Below are 16,468 nucleotides of genomic sequence, written 5' to 3'. Positions count from 1 at the left end.
GGTGCCGCCGGCGCGGTGTCACCGGGCCGCGCGTCAGCGACCCTCGGCGAAGCGGTCGAGGCCCTCCTTGGCCTTGTCCGCGCCCTGCTGGACGTGCTCCGAGTGCCGGCCACCGGTCTTCTCGTCGATGAGCTGACCGGCCTTGTCGACGCCCTGGTCCGCCTTGTCGCCGTGCTGGCCCAGCGCGTCCTTGGCCTTGTCCTTCAGCTCGTCGAACTTGTCACCGATACCCATGTCCGCTGGAACCTCCTCGCCGGCGCGTCCCCCGTGGACACCCCGTACCAGCGGTTACCCGGATCGCGCGCCGCAGACCTCCGACTCACCCGAACGAGTGAGGCCGGAGGTCGGACGTCCCCGGTCGGCGGCCCGTCGGCCGCACGCGCGGTTGTGGAAGGCTTGAGCGAGGCGACCCGCTCCCCCACGCTGACGGGTCGCCTCGACGTGAACTGTGCACGACTTGTCGTGCGAACTGCTTGTACCTTCCTGCAATGCGCAGGTGGGGGTGGGTACCGGTGGGCGCGGGCCCGGGGCGCATGGGGGTGGTATGGCGGTCGGGATCGGGCTGCTCGGCGAGGTCGCGGCGTGCGTGGACGACCAGGTGGTCGACCTCGGTCCGGCGCGGCAGCGGTGCGTGCTGGCCGCGCTCGCCGTCGACGTCAACCAGGTCGTGTCCGCGGACCGGCTGGTGGAGCGGGTCTGGGGGGACGAGCCGCCGCGGCGGGCGCAGGCCACGCTGTCGAGCTACGTGTCGCGGCTGCGGCAGGCGCTCGGCCCGGCCGCGAGCCTCGTGCGCCGGTCCGGCGGCTACGCGCTGCTCACCGAGCGGACCGCCGTCGACCTGCACCGGTTCCGCGACCTGAGGACCCGGGCGACGACCTCGGCCGGCGACGACGCGCGGGTGCACGAGCTGCTGGGCTCGGCGGTGGAGCTGTGGCGCGGCGAGGCGTTGACGGGGCTGGGCAGCGCGTGGGCCGCCGCCGAGCGCGACCGGCTGCACCAGGAGCGGTTCGTCGTCGAGTGCGACCTGACCGACGTGCGGCTGCGGCTGGGGCAGGGCGAGCAGCTGGTGGCGGAGCTGTCGCTGCGGGCCGCCGAGCACCCGCTGGACGAGCGGGTCGCCGGGCAGTACGTGCTGGCCCTGTACCGGGGGCGGCGCGCCGCCGACGCGCTGGAGCACTACCAGCGGTTCCGCGCGCGGCTGGTCGCCGAGCTGGGCGCGGACCCCGGCCCGGAGCTGCGGGAGCTGCACCGGCGCATCCTCACCGCCGACCCCTCGCTGCTGCCCTCGCCGCCCCGGCCCGCGGCCCCGCCCGCCCCGGCGCCCGCGCCCGTCGTGCCGGCGGTGACACCGCGCCAGCTGCCGGGCGCGCCGACGTCGTTCGTGGGCAGGCAGGACGAGCTGGCCGCGCTGGACGAGAACCTGGCCCGGTCGTCGCGGGCGGTGGTGATCTCGGCCATCGCCGGGTCGGGCGGCATCGGCAAGACGTGGCTCGCGCTGCACTGGGCGCACCGCTACGCCGACCGCTTCCCGGACGGCCAGCTGTTCGTGGACCTGCGCGGGTTCAGCCCGGACCGGCGGCCGATGGACCCCTCGGTCGCGATCCGGGGGTTCCTGGACGCGCTGGGCGTGGAGCCGGGCCGCGTCCCGGTCGCGCCGCACGCGCAGGGCGCGCTGTTCCGGTCGCTGGTGGCCGACCGGCGGCTGCTGGTCGTGCTGGACAACGCGGTGGACACCGCGCAGGTCGCGCCGCTGCTGCCGGGCACCGACTCGTGCCTGGTGCTGGTGACGAGCCGCAACCAGCTCAGCGGCCTGATCTCCGGGCACGGCGCGGAGCACGTGGCGCTCGACGTGCTGTCCGACGACGAGGCGCGGAACCTGCTGGCCACCCGGCTGGGCCGGGCGCGGGTGACCGCCGAACCGGGCGCGGTGGACGAGCTGGTCCGCCTGTGCGGCGGCCTGCCGCTGGCGCTGAGCGTGATCGCGGCCCGGGCGCGGATGAGGCCGGACGTCCGGCTGGGCGCGCTCGCGGCCGAGCTGCGCGACCTGGGCCCGGAGGCGCTGGACGACGACCCGTCGGTGGGCGTCTCCGCCGTGCTGTCCTGGTCGCACCGGGCGCTGACCGCCGAGCAGGCGACCGTGTTCGGGCTGCTGGGCGTGGCCCCCGGCCCGGACCTGGACCTGCACGCCGCGGCGAACCTGACCGGCCTGGAGCCGGCCCGCGCGCGGGCCGTGCTGCGCGACCTGGAGCAGGCGTCGCTGCTCTCCCGCGACCCGCGCGGCCGGTACCGGATGCACGACCTGGTGCGCCGCTACGCCGCCGGGACGGCGCGGCGCGACCTCGACGCGGCCGACGTGGACGCCGCGCTGCGCCGCGTCGTGGACTTCTACGTGCGGACCTCGCACACCGGCTACGGGGTGCTCGACCCCGCCGCGACGCCCGTGGAGCTCGCGCCGCCGGTGCCGGGCTGCCGGCCGCTGCCGCTGCCGGACGACCTGACCGCGGTGGCCTGGTTCGAGGCGGAGCAGGGCTGCCTGCTGGCCGTGCAGGCCGCCGCCGCCGAGCGGGGCTGGTGGGCGCCGGTGTGGCAGCTCGCGATGCTCACGATGCCGTTCCACGTGCGCCGCGGCCACCTGCACGACAACCTGCGGCTGTGGCAGGGCGCCCTGGTGGCGGTCGACCACGTCACCGACCCGTCGACCCGCGTGCTGGTGCTCCGCAACGTCGGCTTCTCCTGCGCCAAGGTGCAGCGGCACGAGGAGGCGATGCGCCACCTGGACCGGGCCGTCGCGCTGGCCTCGGCGACCGGCGACGGGTACCTGCTGGCGCACACGCACGTCGCGCTGGCGTGGGCGTGGGAGCTGCACGACGACGTGCCGCGCGCCCTGGAGCACAGCCTCCGGGCGCTCGACGTGCTGCGGGCGGGCGACAACCGGGCGCGCGAGGCGGTCGCGCTGAACATGGTCGGCTGGTACTACGCGCTGCTCGACGTGCCGGACCGGGCCACCGAGCACTGCGAGGCGGCGCTGGCCCTGCACCGGCAGCACGGCGACCGCAACGGCATCGCCGCCTCCCTGGACAGCCTCGCCTACATCGCGCAGAGCGCCGGTCGGCACGAGCAGGCCCTGGAGCGCTACCTGGAGGCCCTCGGCCTGTTCCGCGAGCTCGACCACGTCTACGGCGCGGCGGAGGCCCTGGAGGGCATCGGCCACCCGCTGGTCTCCCTGGGCAGGCTCGACGACGCCCGGGCCGCCTGGGAGGAGGCCGTCGAGCTGTTCCGCGCCCAGGGGCGGGTCGTCCCGGCGGCGCGCGTGGAGCGCGAACTGGCCCGCCTCGACCAGCTGCCGCAGCAAGCCTGACGCCCGGTGCCCGGTGTCAGGCACCGGGCACCGGGCGCGAACGCTTGCGCGCCGGTCAGCCGCCCGCGGCCCCGGCGGTGTTCCCGAAGGTGATCGACCAGCCCTCGACGGTGCCGGTGTCGTAGGTGTGGACGTCCTTCACCCGCAGCTTCCAGGTGCCGTCGCGGTTCTCCGCCGAGGTGTCCACGGTGAACTCCTGGTGGATGCCGTCGGACGAGTTGGGGCCGCCCGCCTCCCGCAGGGGGATCACCGCGCCGCTCGGCGCGACCAGGTCGACGGCCAGGTCCGCCGTGTACGGGTGCGCGATGTCGACCTCGACCGACGTGGACGCCGTGCCGCGACCGTCGCAGCCGGACACGGTGATCGAGGACGTCACGGCCTCGCCCGCGTCCGGGATCGCCACGTCCTCGGTGTTCGAACCGCCCTCGCAGGCGGGCGGCTCCGGGTCGTCGCCGCCGATGAAACCCGTGTGCAGCAACCTGTTCGGCGAACCGGAGCCCGGCGCCTCGACCACGTCGGCGGTGGCGTTGTCGAGCAGGGCCTTGGCCACGGCGTCCGGGGTCGCCGCGGCGCCGGTGGCGTTGGCCGACAGGTACAGGGCCGCCGCGCCCGCCACGTGCGGCGCCGCCATCGACGTGCCGCTGATGGAGTTGGTGCCGCCGTTGTTCCACGTCGACGTGACGCTCGTGCCGGGCGCGAAGACGTCCGTGCAGGAACCGTAGTTGGAGAACGCCGAGCGGTTGTCCGAGCTGTCGGTGGCGTTGACCGTGATCGCCTCGGCCGTGCGCGCCGGGGACGTGGAGCAGGCGTCGCGGTTGTCGTTGCCCGACGCCACGGCGGTGGTCACGCCCGAGGCGACGAGCCGCTTGACGGCGCTGTCCACGGTGGAGTTGGCGGCGCCGCCCAGGCTCAGGTTGGCCACCGCGGGCTTGGCGGCGTTGCGCGCCACCCAGTCGACGCCGCCGATGATCTGCGACCACTGGCCGGAACCCTGGCAGTCGAGGACCCGCACGCCGACCAGCTTCACGCCCTTGGCGACGCCGTACGTGGCCGACCCGATGGTGCCGGACACGTGCGTGCCGTGGCCGTTGCAGTCCTGGGCGACCTCGTCGTCGTCGATGAAGTCGTGGCCGTCGGACGCCCGGCCGCCGAAGTCCGAGTGCGCCTTGTGGATGCCGGTGTCGATGACGTACGCCGTCACGGTGGACGCGGTGTCGGGGTAGGTGTACTTCGAGTCCAGCGGCAGCTTCTCCTGGTCGACCCGGTCGAGGCCCCACGTCGGGTTGTCCTGCGTGCCGGTGGCCCGGGCGACGGCGTCCTGCTCGACGTAGGCCACCGCCGGGTCGGCGGCGAGCCTGCGTGCCTGCGCCTCCTCCATGGTGACCGAGAACCCGCGGACGGTCGCGCTGTAGGTCAGCTCGACCCGGCCGCCGTACCGGGCGGCGAGCTGCCCGGACTGGAGCTGGACCTGCTGGCCCACGGCGGCGTCGTCGCGCAGCACGACGATGTAGCTGCCCTCCACGGCGCCGGGCCCGCCGACGCCGAGGACGGTGCCCTCCGGGGGCGCGGCGCCGTGGCCGGAGCCCGCCCAGGCGAGGAGCAGGGCCCCGGTCGCCAGGCAGGCGGTGACGACCCGTCGCCGGGTCGGGCGGTCGCGTCGCATGGTGGTTCTCCGTTCCACTCGGCCGCCCAGCGGGGGAAGGGTGAAGACCGGCGGCCACGTGGCACCACCTGCGGGTGACCGGTGACCCCGAACGATCCGGGAGCCGTGCGCGGGGCTGCGCAAGTCAGCCCCGCGTCCCCGTCGCCGGCGGGGTCGGCCGGGGGCGGGGGCGCGGGTCGCGACGGGTCCTCGTCATGCTCGGTTGTCTACCCGCGCGGAGGCCGGCCATTCGCGCGGGCATGTCACCTGATCAGGGAAAACCTGTCACCTGGTCGGGGAACTCCGGCCACTCCGGCTGCCCCGGTAGGCCCGGTCGCGCAGGCGCGCGAGGACGGCGGGCGCGAGGGTGACGCCGGCGGGCAGGGCGCGCAGCGGGTCGAACGGCTCCGGGTCGTCCACGTCCGACGGCCGCACGACGAGCGTGCCGACGGGCCGCCACGGGCCGCTCACCTCCAGCGTGAACCGCAGCTCGTCGGGCAGCTCGTCCAGGTCGGCCGACCCGGCCTGCCCCGGCTCGGGCACCGCGGCCAGCCACACCGCGCGGCCGTGCCGGCGGAACGGCGTGATGCTGCCGTAGCGGGCGCTCGACCAGGTGCGGGTGGGTCGGGGCAGGACGCGGGCGAACGACGTGGACAGCAGCACGTCCCACGGTCCGGGCAGCCGGAACGCCACCCCCAGCACGTCGGGCAGCCCGCCGGGGGTGCCGGCGCCCTTGGACAGCCGCGCGACCACCTCGGTGACGCCCTCGGGCAGCGGCAGGGCCGGGTCGAACGTGGTGGTCACGGTGGCCGTGCACCAGCGCCCGCGCGGGTGGAACGCCCGCGCGCCCCGCCCGCGCGCCAGGGCGCGGAAGGCGGACGCGACCACGCCCCACCGCCCGCCCGTCACCGGTTCCCCGGCCGCCGCGGCTTCCCCGGCCCTCGTGCGTTCCCCGGTCGTCATCCGTAGTTCCCCGGTCCTCGTCCGTTCCCGCTCGTCGGTTCCCGCTCGTCGGTTCCCGCTCGTCGGTTCCCGCTCGTCGGTTCCCGCTCGTCGGTTCCCGCTCGTCCGTTCCCGCTCGTCGGTTCCCGCTCAGGCGCTCCCGCTCAGGCGCTGCGCGCGACCGGGCTGCCCTTGAGCGCGAGGCCGAGCGCGACCATGCCCGCACCCAGCCCGAGGTGCAGCCAGTCGTCGGCGTCGTTGAGCGGGACGAAGTTCGCCGCGCTGCCCTTGTCCACGACCAGGCCGTAGAACCACAGCACCAGGTACACCGAGCCGCCGCCGATCAGGTAGCCCCGCGCGCCGAGCACGGTCCGCGCCAGCAGCAGGCCGACCGCGCCGAACAGCAGGTGCACCAGGTTGTGCAGCACGGACACGTGGAAGACGCCGAGCAGGTGCGCGCCCGAACCCGGTCCGGCGAACGCGATCCGGTCCAGGTGGGCGGTGATGCCCGGGACGAACCCGAGCAGCCCCACCAGCAGGAACACGGCCGACACCGCGATCGCCGCACCGCGCACCGGGTGCGGAACGTGCGTGGTGGTGCTCATGCGCTCGTCCTCATGCGCTCGTCCTCCCGGGGTCACCTCGCCTGGGACGGTGGTCCCGGCTCGGCTACCCGACGGGGCGGCGGTGAAACGGCGCGGCCGGTCGCCGCCGATCCCACGTCCGGGTAACGCGGGAACAACCGGTCCAGGTCGGTGCGCTCGAACACCCGCCGGACGTGCGGCGGCACGGCGGCCAACCGCAGCCAGCCACCCGCGCGCTGCGCCCTGGCCCGCGTGCGCACCAAAGCGCTCATCGCCTGCGCGCCGCAGAACGCGACACCGGACATGTCGAGCACGATCCGGTCCCGCCCCTCCGTCACCAGGCGGTCGAGCTTGTCGAGGACCCGGCGCGCGCCGGGCAGGTCCAACTCCCCGGTCGCCACGACCACCGCGCACCCCGTCCGGTGAGTCTCGACCGACAGCGCCAGCATCGCCGTTCCCTTCACGCCACCCGGCAGTACTCGTCATCGGCCTGCGCGCCCAGTTCGAGCAGCAGCCCCTCCCTGGTGGACCAGGGGCAGATCTCCACCACGTCGTGGCCGGTGGCCACCATCAGCGCCTCGGCCACCAGCGCCCCGGCCGCCGACTGCTCGGCGCGGTGCCGTGAGATGCCGGGCAGGCGGGCGCGCTTCGGCGCGGGCATCCGGGCCAGTCGCGGCACCCAGTGGCGCAGGTCGTCCAGGCGCAGCGAGCGCGGCACGAACGGCCCCTCGTGCTGGGGGCGCGCGCCGGTGAGGCGGGCCAGCTGCTGGAACACCTTCGAGCAGCCCACCGCCCGGTGCTCCGCGGAGGACACGTCGCGCGCCACGTCGTCCAGGGCGGCGCGCACCTTGTTCAGGACCTGCCGGCGGTCCACGACGAGGCTGCGGGTCAGCGTGCGGGCGCCCAGCGGGAGCGAGCGGGTCAGCGTCGGCGAGATGCCGTCGCCCGCGGCGACCTCGACCGTGCCGCCGCCGACGTCCAGCACGAGCAGCGGGCCGGCGCCCCACCCGAACCAGTGGCGCGCGGCCACGTACGCCAGGCGCGCCTCCTCGTGGCCGGGCAGCACCCGCAGCACCGTGCCGGTGCGGCGGGCGACCTCGGCGATCACCTCGGCGGAGTTGCCGGCGTCGCGGATGACGGAGGTCGCGAACGGCACCACGTCGACCACCCCCGCCCGCTCGGCGGTGCGGCGGGCCGCGCGCACGGCGGCCACCACCCGTTCGACGCCTTCGGGGATCAGTCGGTTGTGCCGGTCGAGGAGCCGGTCGAGCCGCAGGCGGGTCTTGTGCGAGAGGACCGGGTTCGACGGCGAACCGTCGACCACCACGAGGTGGGCGCTGAAGCACCCGACGTCCAACACCCCGACCTGGGTCCGTCTTCCGGACATCCGTCACCGCCGTTCGCATGAGAGGGGCAGTGGGGGTTGCCCACTGGTGGGTCGGGTGAAACCTGATTGGGTGACTTGACTGTGGGTAGTGGAAGACTATGAGTACATCGGAGAACCGCCCGCTGGCGGTCGTGACGGGCGCGTCGCGGGGGATCGGCCTGGAGCTGGCGCGGGTGTTCGCCGCCGAGGGCTTCGACCTCGTCGTGGCGGCGGAGGACCCGGCGGTGGAGGACGTGGCGCGCGAGCTGTCGGCGGGTGGGGTGCGGACCGAGGCCGTGCGCGCCGACCTGGCCTCGTACAGCGGCAACGAGGACCTGGTGGCGGTGGTCGAGCACCTGGGGCGGCCGGTGGACGCGCTGGCGGTGAACGCGGGCGTCGGCATCGGCGGCGACTTCGTCGACGACAGCGACCTGCGCGCGCACCTGCGGGTGGTGGAGCTGAACGTCAACTCGGCCGTGCACCTGGCCAAGCGGCTCGTGCCGCCGATGGTGGACCGCGGTACCGGACGGGTGCTGTTCACCTCATCGGTGGCGGCCACGGCTCCCGGACCGTTCCACTCCGTGTACGCGGCGACGAAGGCGTTCCTGGCGTCGTTCTCGCAGTCGTTGCGCGAGGAGCTGCGGGACAGCGGCGTCACGGTCACCGCGCTGATGCCGGGGCCGACCGACACCGACTTCTTCCGCCGCGCGGGCATGGAGGACACGAAGATCGCGAACGGGCCGAAGGACGACCCGGCGGAGGTCGCGCGCGAGGGCTTCGACGCGCTGATGGCCGGCAAGGACCACGTCGTGGCGGGCTCGCTGCGCAACAAGGTCCAGGCGACGGCGGGCCGCGCCCTCCCCGACCCGCTCAAGGCCCGCACGATGCGCACCATGACCGAACCGGGCAGCGCCCCCTCCTAACCGCGAGTCATGCACTGACGACCCGCGAGTCATGCATCGGCGACCCGCGAGTCATGCGCTCGCGACCCCTGTGTCATGCACTCGCGACCTGCGTTCCGGCGCCGAGTGCATGACACGAGGGTCATAAGCGCATGACTCGCGGGTCGCGAACGCATGACTCGCGGGTCATAAGCGCATGACTCGCGGGTCAGGTGGGGGTGGGTTCGTCGCCGATCAGTTCGCGGTACTCGTCGACCTCCTGGGGCGTGGGGTCGATCGGCGCCTCTTCGGCCAGTTCGTCCGGGTCTACCGGTTCTTCGGCGGTCGTCATGGCGTCCGGTTACCCGGTGTGCGGCGGACCGAACGGGGTAACCGGGAGGCCGTGAGCATCCACGCCCGACGGGACATCCCCGCCCTGCCCGACCTGGTCTTCAACGCCGCCGCCGATCCCTCGCGGCTGGCGTCGTGGCTGCCCGGCCCGCACGAGGTGGTCGGCCGCACGGACGACGTGCTGATCCTGCGCGACGGTGAGGGCGACGGCCAGCGGCAGGTGCAGCTGGCCGTCGACTACGACCAGCTGCTGCTCACGTGGGAGCCGTTGGCCGACGAGGGCTGCCGGGGCGAGCTGCGGGTGTCGCTGGCGGGCGCGGCGGGCAGCGTCGCCGAACTGCGCGTGGACGACTGCGCCGACGAGCAGTTCGCCGCACGCTTCCTGGAGGCGCTGGCCGACGAGGTTGAGCAGAACCTGACCGCCGGCTGATCATCCCGGGGTGACGCCCCGCACCCGTCCCGCCCGACCGGACGAACTGCCCCTCCTGCCCGAGGTCGAACGCGCCTCCGGCGAACCGTTCCGCGACCACGGCATGCCGGAGGTCGCCGACGACGACCCGATGCCGCTGAGCACCCTGGAACGCCTGCACGTGTGGGTCGCGGTCGACCCGCACCCGGTCGCCTGGATCGCCGCCGAGGAGCTGGACGGCGCCGCGCACGTCGAGCAGGTCAGCGTCCACCCCGCGCACGCCCGGCGCGGCATCGGCGCGGCCCTGCTCGACGAGGTCGGGCGGTGGGCCGCCGCGCGCGGGCTGTCCGGCCTGACCCTCACCACGTTCCGGGACGTCCCGTGGAACGCGCCCTACTACCGGCGGCTCGGGTTCCGCGAGGTCACGGACCCGTCGCCGGGGCTGCGCGCGGTCGTGGCGGCCGAGGCGGCGCGCGGCCTGGACCCGGACACGCGGGTTTGCCTGCACCGTCCGCTCCGCGCGGACCACGGGGGGTGATACTGAGGGGGTTGACCCCCACCGCCCGGAGGTTGCCCCCGTGGTCGATTTCGTGCACGAGGCGTTGCTCTACCGCGATGACGAGCAGTACCTCGCGGGAGCGGTGCCGTTCGTGCGCGACGGCCTGGCCGCGGGCGAGCCGGTGCTGGTCGCGGTGCCGCGGCGCGGCATCACCCTGCTGCGCGGCGCGCTGGGGCCGGCGGCCGACCACGTCGAGTTCCTCGACATGAGGCAGGCCGGCCGCAACCCGGGCCGCATCATCCCCGGTGTGCTGGCGGCGTTCGCCGACAACTCGTCGGCGGCGCGGGTGCGGATCGTCGGCGAGGCGGTCTGGCCGGAGCGCACCGAGCTGGAGTACCCGGCGTGCGTGCAGCACGAGGCCATGGTCAACACCGCGTTCGAGGACCGCCCCGCGTGGATGCTGTGCCCCTACGACGCGTCCGCCCTCGCCCCGCACGTCGTGCGCGACGTCGAGACCACTCACCCGGTCGTGGCGGACGGTGGGCGGCGCAGGCCGAGCACGGGCTACCGGGAGCCGTTCCTCACCGCCGAGGAGTTCAACCGGCCGCTGCCCGAGCCGCCCGCCGACGCCACCACCTGCCGGTTCGACCTGGACGCGCTGGCCGACGCGCGCCGGCTGGTCGCGGGGTTCGCCACCGCGACCGGGCTGTCCGCCGACCAGGTCGAGGACCTGGTGCTCGCGGTCAACGAGCTGACCACCAACAGCGTGGTGCACGCGGGCGGCACGGGCACGCTGCTGGTGTGGCGCGAGGACGACGTGGTGGTCTGCGAGGTCCGCGACACCGGCCGGCTGGACAACCCGATGGTCGGCAGGCACAACCCGGGCGCGCGCACGCCCGGCGGCTACGGCGTGATGCTGGTGAACCTGCTGTGCGACCTGGTCCGGGTGCACGCGCACGGCGACGGCACGGCCATCCGCGTGTACGTCGGCCCGCCGGCCTGACGCCCGGCGGGTGCCGCGCCGTCGGCGTGCCGAAGCGGTCGCGGTGTGTGCTTGACCACGAACCGGCCCCGGATGTCCGTTTTGACCGGTTGCGGAGCGTGCTTCGGGCGGAAGTGGCGGCGCCGTGCGGGTGACGCCCGGCAGAATCGAACGGGTGACTCCCGCACTCCTCCTCGCCCACGGGGCCGGTGGCACCGTCCGGGCGAACTTCAGCCCGCTCATCCCGACGCTGTCGCGCAAGCGGAAGGTCCACGCGGTGGACTTCCCCGGCTCGGGGGCGACACCGCGCGCGGCCGGCCCGCTGGACCTCGACGACCTGGCCGACCGGCTCGTCGCCGCCGCCGACGGCGAGGAGCGGTTCGCGGTGGTCGGGTTCTCGATGGGCTGCGCGGTGGCGGCGCGCGTCGCCCGGCGCTACCCCGACCGGGTGACGGCCCTGGTGCTCACCGCCGGGTTCGCCCGCATCGACGACGAGACGCGGGCCCGGATGGCGGAGTGGCGGCGCCTGCTGGGCGGCGACCGGGCCGAGCTCGCCCGGTTCCTCGTGTCGATCGCGGTGGGCGAGCCCACCCGGCGGCGGATGACCGCCGAGCAGCTGGACGGGTTCCTGGAGCTGGTCGCGCTGACCGTCCCGCCCGGCTCGGCCGAGCAGGTGGCCCTGGTGGAGAGCGTGGACCTGACCGACGAGCTGCCGTCGCTGGACGTGCCGACGCTGGTCATCGGCACCAAGCACGACCGGATGATCTCGCCCGGCACCACGCGCCGGCTGGCCGACCTCATCCCGGGCGCCCGGTGGGCCGAGCTGGACAGCGGCCACGCGCCCGCCGTGGAGGCGCCCGCCGCGTGGGCGAGGCTGGTCGAGGAGTTCCTGGACGAGGTCGGCTGACCTGTTTGCCCGTGGTCCGGCCGGGTTAACCCCCGCCCATGACCAACACGCTCGTCCTCGACGTCGACGGGACGTTGGTGGACACCAACTACCACCACGCGGTGGCCTGGTTCCGCGCGTTCCGCCGCTTCGACATCACCGTGCCGACGTGGCGCCTGCACCGCGCCATCGGGATGGGCGGCGACAAGCTGGTCGCCGCCGTCGCGGGCGACCACGTGGAGCGCGAGCGCGGTGACGACCTGCGCGGCGCGTGGGAGGCCGCGTTCGAGCCGATGCTGGCCGAGGTCCGCCCGCTGGAGGGCGCGCACCGCCTGGTCGCCGCCGCCCTGGAGCAGGACTTCACCGTCGTGCTGGCCAGCTCGGGCAAGCGCCGGCACGTCGACCACTACGTGAAGCTGATCGACGCGCCCGGCGTGGTGTCCACGTCCTCCGACGACGTCGAGGAGAGCAAGCCCGCGCCCGACCTGATCGAGGTGGCGCTGAAGCGGGTCGACGGCGACGGGCGGGCCGTGGTCGTCGGCGACTCGGTGTGGGACTGCGAGGCCGCCAGGCGGGCCGGGCTGCCGGTGGTGGCCCTCCGCACGGGTGGTTTCGGCGAGGCCGAGTTGCGCGAGGCCGGCGCGTCGGCAGTCTACGAGGATCTCGACCGGTTGCGGGCGGACCTGACCGACCTGCCCATGGCGTAGGAGGAAGCGTGCGGATCGGCTACACCCTCATGACCGAGCAGGCCGGCCCCCGCGACCTGGTGCGGCACGCCGCGCTCGCCGAGCAGGCCGGGTTCGACTTCGAGGTGATGAGCGACCACTACTCGCCGTGGCTCGACGAGCAGGGGCACGCCCCGTACGCGTGGAGCGTGCTGGGCGCGGTCACCCAGGCCACCAGCCGGGTCGAGCTGATGACGTACGTGACCTGCCCGACGGTGCGCTACCACCCGGCCGTGGTGGCCCAGAAGGCCGCGACCGTGCAGCTGCTGTCGGGCAACCGGTTCACCCTCGGGCTGGGTGCGGGCGAGAACCTCAACGAGCACGTCGTGGGTCGCGGCTGGCCGCCGGTGAACGTGCGGCACGAGCTGCTGCGCGAGGCCGTGGAGATCATCTCCACGCTCTTCGACGGCGGGTACGTCAACTACTCGGGTGACCACTTCCGGGTGGACTCGGCGAAGCTGTGGGACCTGCCGGAGCAGCGCGTGCCGATCGCGGTGGCGGTGTCCGGCCCGCAGTCGGTGCGCACGTTCGCGCCGCTGGCGGACGCGATGGTGGCCACCGAGCCGGACCCCGAGCTGAGCAAGGAGTGGGACGTCTTCCAGAGCGGCGGGTCGCGCAAGATCGGGCAGCTGCCGATCTGCTGGGACCCCGACCGGGAGCGGGCGGTGGCGCGGGCGCACGACCAGTTCCGCTGGTTCGCGGGCGGCTGGAAGGTCAACGCCGAGCTGCCGGGCACGGCCGGGTTCGCCGGGGCGACGCAGTTCGTGCGGCCCGAGGACGTGGCCGGGCAGATCCCGTGCGGTCCCGACGTGGAGCCGGTCGTCGAGGCGGTGGCGAAGTTCCGCGAGGCCGGGTTCACCGACCTGGCGCTGGTGCAGATCGGCGGCGACCACCAGCAGGAGTTCCTGGACTTCGCCAAGGGCGAGCTGCTACCCGCCCTGCGCTGACCACCGCCCCGGGGTCGCTACTCCCGGCCGTTGTCGTTGCCCTTCCCCCTGCCCGGCGGCTCCGGGACGACGACGACCGGCGCGGGGTTCGGGGTCCGGGCCTGGGTGGTGCCGGGGGCCTGGCTCGTGCCCTGCTCGGGCGGGGTGCCCTGGTCGGGGGGCGTCACCGGGGGGTTCGGGTTGGCGGTCTTCTCCGGCTCCCGCGCCTCCTCGGCCCCCTCCTCCCCCGGACCGGCCGGCGCCTCGCGCACGACGGTCACCGCGGACCGGTCGGCGGCCTGCGGCGCGACCGCCCCCGTGGTGGCCGGCGGCACGGCGGCGACCGGGCGCACGTCCGTGGTGGACGTCGTGCCACCGGGCCGGCCCACCTCGTCCGCGGGCCGGGTCGGGTCGGCGAGGTTCACCGCGGCCAGCACGACCAGCGCCGCCGCGGCGGCCACCGACCCCGCGACCAGCACCTTGCCGCGCAGGCCCCGCGCGTGGTGGTCGGGGCGGTCGCGCGGGGGTTCCCGGTCGTCGACCGGGTCGTCGGCGACCACGAGCCCGGTCAGGGGCGGCACGTCCGCGCTGGCGCGCTCGGCGAGGGCGAGCAGCCGCTCGCACTCGGCGGCCGACGGCCGGTCGGCCGGGTCGGGGGCGGTCATCGCGGCGAGCACCGCCGTCCACTCGGCGGGCAGGTTCGCCGGGACGCGCGGCGAGCGGTGCAACCGGGCCAGCGCGGCCTCCGTGTCGCCGCCGGGGTACTCGGAGCGGCCCGTCAGGCACTCCAGCAGCACGAGGCCGAGCGCGTAGACGTCGGCGGCGGGCGACACGTCCGCGCCGCGCACCTGCTCGGGCGCGAGGTAGCCGGCGGTGCCGACCAGCACGCCGGACCGGGTCACCCTGGTCACCTGGGCCTGGAGCGCGAGGCCGAAGTCGGCTAGGTAGGCGCGCCGCCCGGCCGGGTCGAGCAGGATGTTCGACGGCTTCACGTCGCGGTGCACGACGCCGTGGTCGTGCACGTGGGCGAGGACGCCCGCGACCTGCGCGCCGACGTGCGCCACGACGGCGGGCGGCAGGGGGTCGCGCATCCGGCGGCGCAGCGTGCCGCCCTCGACGGGCTGCATGACGAAGTACGGCCGGCCGCGGTGCAGGCCCGTGTCGTAGACCTCGACCAGGCCGGGGCAGCTCAGCTCGCCGAGCACCCGGGCCTCGCGGTCGAGCCGGATGCGGTCCTCGTCGCCCGCCTGGCCCAGGAAGAACTTGACCGCGACCCGGCGGTCCAGCAGGGTGTCCCGGCCGCGGTACACCTCGGCCATGCCGCCGGAGCCGTACAGGGGGCCCAGCGAGTACCTGCCGTCGACCAGCTCGCCGGTCAGGTCACCGTCCCACATCCGGTAGAACCTCCACCGCGTCGACGCGTCCTCGGAACGGCGGAAGTTACCGGCGACCGTTCCGACTGGCCACAGCCTTCACCGCTTCGGGACCCCGATACCCGTACAAATGCGGGTACAAACCACCCGTTCGTACGACGTTGTTCGGGTTACCGAACGCCGGTTCCGCCCACCCGGGCGACCCCGGCCCCCGGCGCGGTGGCCCCTCCGGGGACTGTCGCGGCGGTGCCCGCCCACCCTACTGCGCGGCGTGCCTACTGCGCGGCGTGCAGCGCCAACCAGAGTTCGGCGCGGGTCCCCGCGGCGTCCAGCGAGCGGCCCAGCAGCTGCTCGGCGCGCCGCACGCGGTTGCGCACGGTGTGCCGGTGCACGCCGAGCCGGGCGGCGGCGGGGTCGGCCTGGCCGTGGTGCGACAGCCACACCCGCAGCGTCTCGCGCAGCACGTCGTCCAGCGGCGCGAGCAGCTCCCGCGCGTGGGCCCCGGCACCGGGCCCGAGCAGGCCGGACGCGGCCACGTCCTCGAACCGGTCGACGCCCTCCTCCAGCGCCCGCAGCGCCTCCCGGTAGCCGCGGGCCACCTCGGTCGGCCCGACCGGTCGCGACGCGGCGGCCGGCACGTCCAGCTCGCGGGCCAGCACGACGACGCGCCCGTCCACCTCGGCCCAGAACCCCGGCGGGTCGGCGGGCGCGCCGCGCAGCACGAAGACGCGGAACGGCGGTTCGGGCAGCCCCTCGACCTCGGCCCCGGCCAGCAGCAGCCGGAACCGCAGCTCCCGGCGCACCGCCTCGACCTCGGCCGACCGGGCCAGCGCGAGGGTGAGCAGCGACGCGGCCACGTTGACCACGCCCGCGTCCAGCACCGGGGCGGCCACGGCCAGGTGCCCGTGCCCGGCCAGGGCCTGCACGCCGACCTTGCGGTCCCCCTCCCACCAGGTGGCGCTCCCCGCACCAGGCGGCTCCCCCGGGCCCGGCAGCTCCCCCAGGTCCGGCGGGTCGCCCGCGACGTGCACGGGCGCGCGGCGCGCGTCGAGCAGCACGACCGCGCCGCCGACGAGCCGGGCCAGCGCCTCGACCACCCCGGCGGGGCCCCGCGCGACCGCCGCCCTGGTCAGCACGCGGTGCGCCTCGTTGACCCGGGCGACCGCCGCCCAGGCGGCCCGGGCGACGGCCTTGGTGATCGCGATGAACGGCGTGGCGCGCGGCACCTCCAGCAGCGCCAGCCCGGCGTCCCGCGCGGCGCGCACCAGGTCGGCGGGCACCTCGTCGTGGCTCAGGCCGGTGCCGAAGCCGAGGCCCACCACGCCCGCCGCGACGAGCCCGCGCACGTACTCGTCGGCGGGCACCGGCGCGAGGCCGGTGGTGAGCAGCAGCTCGCCGCCCTCCAGGAACGGCGCCGGGTCGGCCAGCTCGGTGCTGTGCACCCAGGCGACCTCGCGGTCCAGCCCCGCGCCCACCAGCACGGTCAACCCGACCTCGCGGGCCAGCTCGCCCACCGTCAACGACATGGACACTGTGTACACGCC

The 16,468-nt window shown here is 75.3% G+C and carries 17 protein-coding genes; 8 read left to right on the top strand and 9 right to left on the bottom strand.

Features of this window, described 5'->3' with window-relative positions:
• Positions 1–33: 33 nt before the first annotated feature.
• Positions 34–234 carry an antitoxin gene (locus tag ACR807_RS21595; RefSeq protein WP_438923183.1) on the bottom strand — a complete coding sequence of 67 codons (201 nt, stop codon included), beginning with the start codon at positions 232–234 and terminating at the stop codon, positions 34–36.
• 310 nt (positions 235–544) lie between these two features.
• On the opposite strand from ACR807_RS21595, the gene ACR807_RS21590 reads away from it, so the two are divergent.
• Complete coding sequence (locus tag ACR807_RS21590; protein WP_438923182.1) at positions 545–3,358, top strand: AfsR/SARP family transcriptional regulator; 2,814 nt, start codon at positions 545–547, stop codon at positions 3,356–3,358.
• Between the two features lie 55 nt (positions 3,359–3,413).
• On the opposite strand, the gene ACR807_RS21585 is transcribed toward ACR807_RS21590, so the two are convergent.
• The 5 genes from ACR807_RS21585 to ACR807_RS21565 all read right to left on the bottom strand — a co-directional run bounded on the left by ACR807_RS21585 (position 3,414) and on the right by ACR807_RS21565 (position 7,913).
• Complete coding sequence (locus ACR807_RS21585) at positions 3,414–5,021, bottom strand: S8 family peptidase (protein ID WP_438923181.1); 1,608 nt, start codon at positions 5,019–5,021, stop codon at positions 3,414–3,416.
• Between the two features lie 264 nt (positions 5,022–5,285).
• Entirely contained in the window at positions 5,286–5,963 is a 678-nt protein-coding gene (locus ACR807_RS21580; RefSeq protein WP_438923180.1) for a hypothetical protein, read from the bottom strand.
• A 143-nt stretch (positions 5,964–6,106) separates the two neighbouring features.
• Positions 6,107–6,547 carry a DUF4383 domain-containing protein gene (locus tag ACR807_RS21575; protein ID WP_438923179.1) on the bottom strand — a complete coding sequence of 147 codons (441 nt, stop codon included), beginning with the start codon at positions 6,545–6,547 and terminating at the stop codon, positions 6,107–6,109.
• A 32-nt stretch (positions 6,548–6,579) separates the two neighbouring features.
• Positions 6,580–6,975 carry an STAS domain-containing protein gene (locus ACR807_RS21570; RefSeq protein ID WP_438923178.1) on the bottom strand — a complete coding sequence of 132 codons (396 nt, stop codon included), beginning with the start codon at positions 6,973–6,975 and terminating at the stop codon, positions 6,580–6,582.
• Between the two features lie 11 nt (positions 6,976–6,986).
• Positions 6,987–7,913: a Ppx/GppA phosphatase family protein gene (locus ACR807_RS21565; protein WP_438923177.1), complete on the bottom strand. Its 927-nt coding sequence runs from the start codon at positions 7,911–7,913 to the stop codon at positions 6,987–6,989.
• A gap of 98 nt (positions 7,914–8,011) precedes the next feature.
• Here ACR807_RS21565 and ACR807_RS21560 point away from each other — a divergent pair, with 98 nt between their 5' ends.
• Entirely contained in the window at positions 8,012–8,815 is an 804-nt protein-coding gene (locus ACR807_RS21560; protein WP_438923176.1) for an SDR family NAD(P)-dependent oxidoreductase, read from the top strand.
• Between the two features lie 187 nt (positions 8,816–9,002).
• On the opposite strand, the gene ACR807_RS21555 is transcribed toward ACR807_RS21560, so the two are convergent.
• Positions 9,003–9,125 carry a hypothetical protein gene (locus ACR807_RS21555; RefSeq protein WP_438923175.1) on the bottom strand — a complete coding sequence of 41 codons (123 nt, stop codon included), beginning with the start codon at positions 9,123–9,125 and terminating at the stop codon, positions 9,003–9,005.
• 51 nt (positions 9,126–9,176) lie between these two features.
• Here ACR807_RS21555 and ACR807_RS21550 point away from each other — a divergent pair, with 51 nt between their 5' ends.
• The 6 genes from ACR807_RS21550 (at position 9,177) to ACR807_RS21525 (ending at position 13,572) form a co-directional block, all read left to right on the top strand.
• Positions 9,177–9,554 (top strand): SRPBCC family protein, encoded by a 378-nt coding sequence (locus ACR807_RS21550; protein WP_438923174.1) that lies wholly within the window; start codon positions 9,177–9,179, stop codon positions 9,552–9,554.
• 10 nt (positions 9,555–9,564) lie between these two features.
• Positions 9,565–10,071 (top strand): GNAT family N-acetyltransferase, encoded by a 507-nt coding sequence (locus tag ACR807_RS21545; RefSeq protein ID WP_438923173.1) that lies wholly within the window; start codon positions 9,565–9,567, stop codon positions 10,069–10,071.
• Positions 10,072–10,111: 40 nt separating this feature from the next.
• The gene (locus ACR807_RS21540; RefSeq protein ID WP_438923172.1) at positions 10,112–11,035 is read left to right on the top strand and encodes an anti-sigma factor RsbA family regulatory protein; all 924 of its coding nucleotides are present in this window, start codon (positions 10,112–10,114) and stop codon (positions 11,033–11,035) included.
• Positions 11,036–11,189: 154 nt separating this feature from the next.
• Complete coding sequence (locus tag ACR807_RS21535; protein ID WP_438923171.1) at positions 11,190–11,921, top strand: alpha/beta fold hydrolase; 732 nt, start codon at positions 11,190–11,192, stop codon at positions 11,919–11,921.
• 38 nt (positions 11,922–11,959) lie between these two features.
• Positions 11,960–12,607 (top strand): HAD family hydrolase, encoded by a 648-nt coding sequence (locus ACR807_RS21530; RefSeq protein ID WP_438923170.1) that lies wholly within the window; start codon positions 11,960–11,962, stop codon positions 12,605–12,607.
• Between the two features lie 8 nt (positions 12,608–12,615).
• The gene (locus tag ACR807_RS21525) at positions 12,616–13,572 is read left to right on the top strand and encodes an LLM class F420-dependent oxidoreductase (RefSeq protein WP_438923169.1); all 957 of its coding nucleotides are present in this window, start codon (positions 12,616–12,618) and stop codon (positions 13,570–13,572) included.
• A 17-nt stretch (positions 13,573–13,589) separates the two neighbouring features.
• Here the strand turns inward: ACR807_RS21525 and ACR807_RS21520 are convergent, their stop codons facing one another.
• On the bottom strand, positions 13,590–14,945 hold the full coding sequence (locus tag ACR807_RS21520; RefSeq protein WP_438923168.1) for a serine/threonine-protein kinase: 1,356 nt from the start codon (positions 14,943–14,945) through the stop codon (positions 13,590–13,592).
• Positions 14,946–15,199: 254 nt separating this feature from the next.
• Complete coding sequence (locus ACR807_RS21515) at positions 15,200–16,450, bottom strand: PucR family transcriptional regulator (protein ID WP_438923167.1); 1,251 nt, start codon at positions 16,448–16,450, stop codon at positions 15,200–15,202.
• Positions 16,451–16,468 lie beyond the last annotated feature (18 nt).

The organism is Saccharothrix sabaoui (genome assembly GCF_051756985.1).
Lineage (GTDB): Bacteria > Actinomycetota > Actinomycetes > Mycobacteriales > Pseudonocardiaceae > Actinosynnema.
This window is presented reverse-complemented; position numbering and strand designations above follow the sequence as displayed.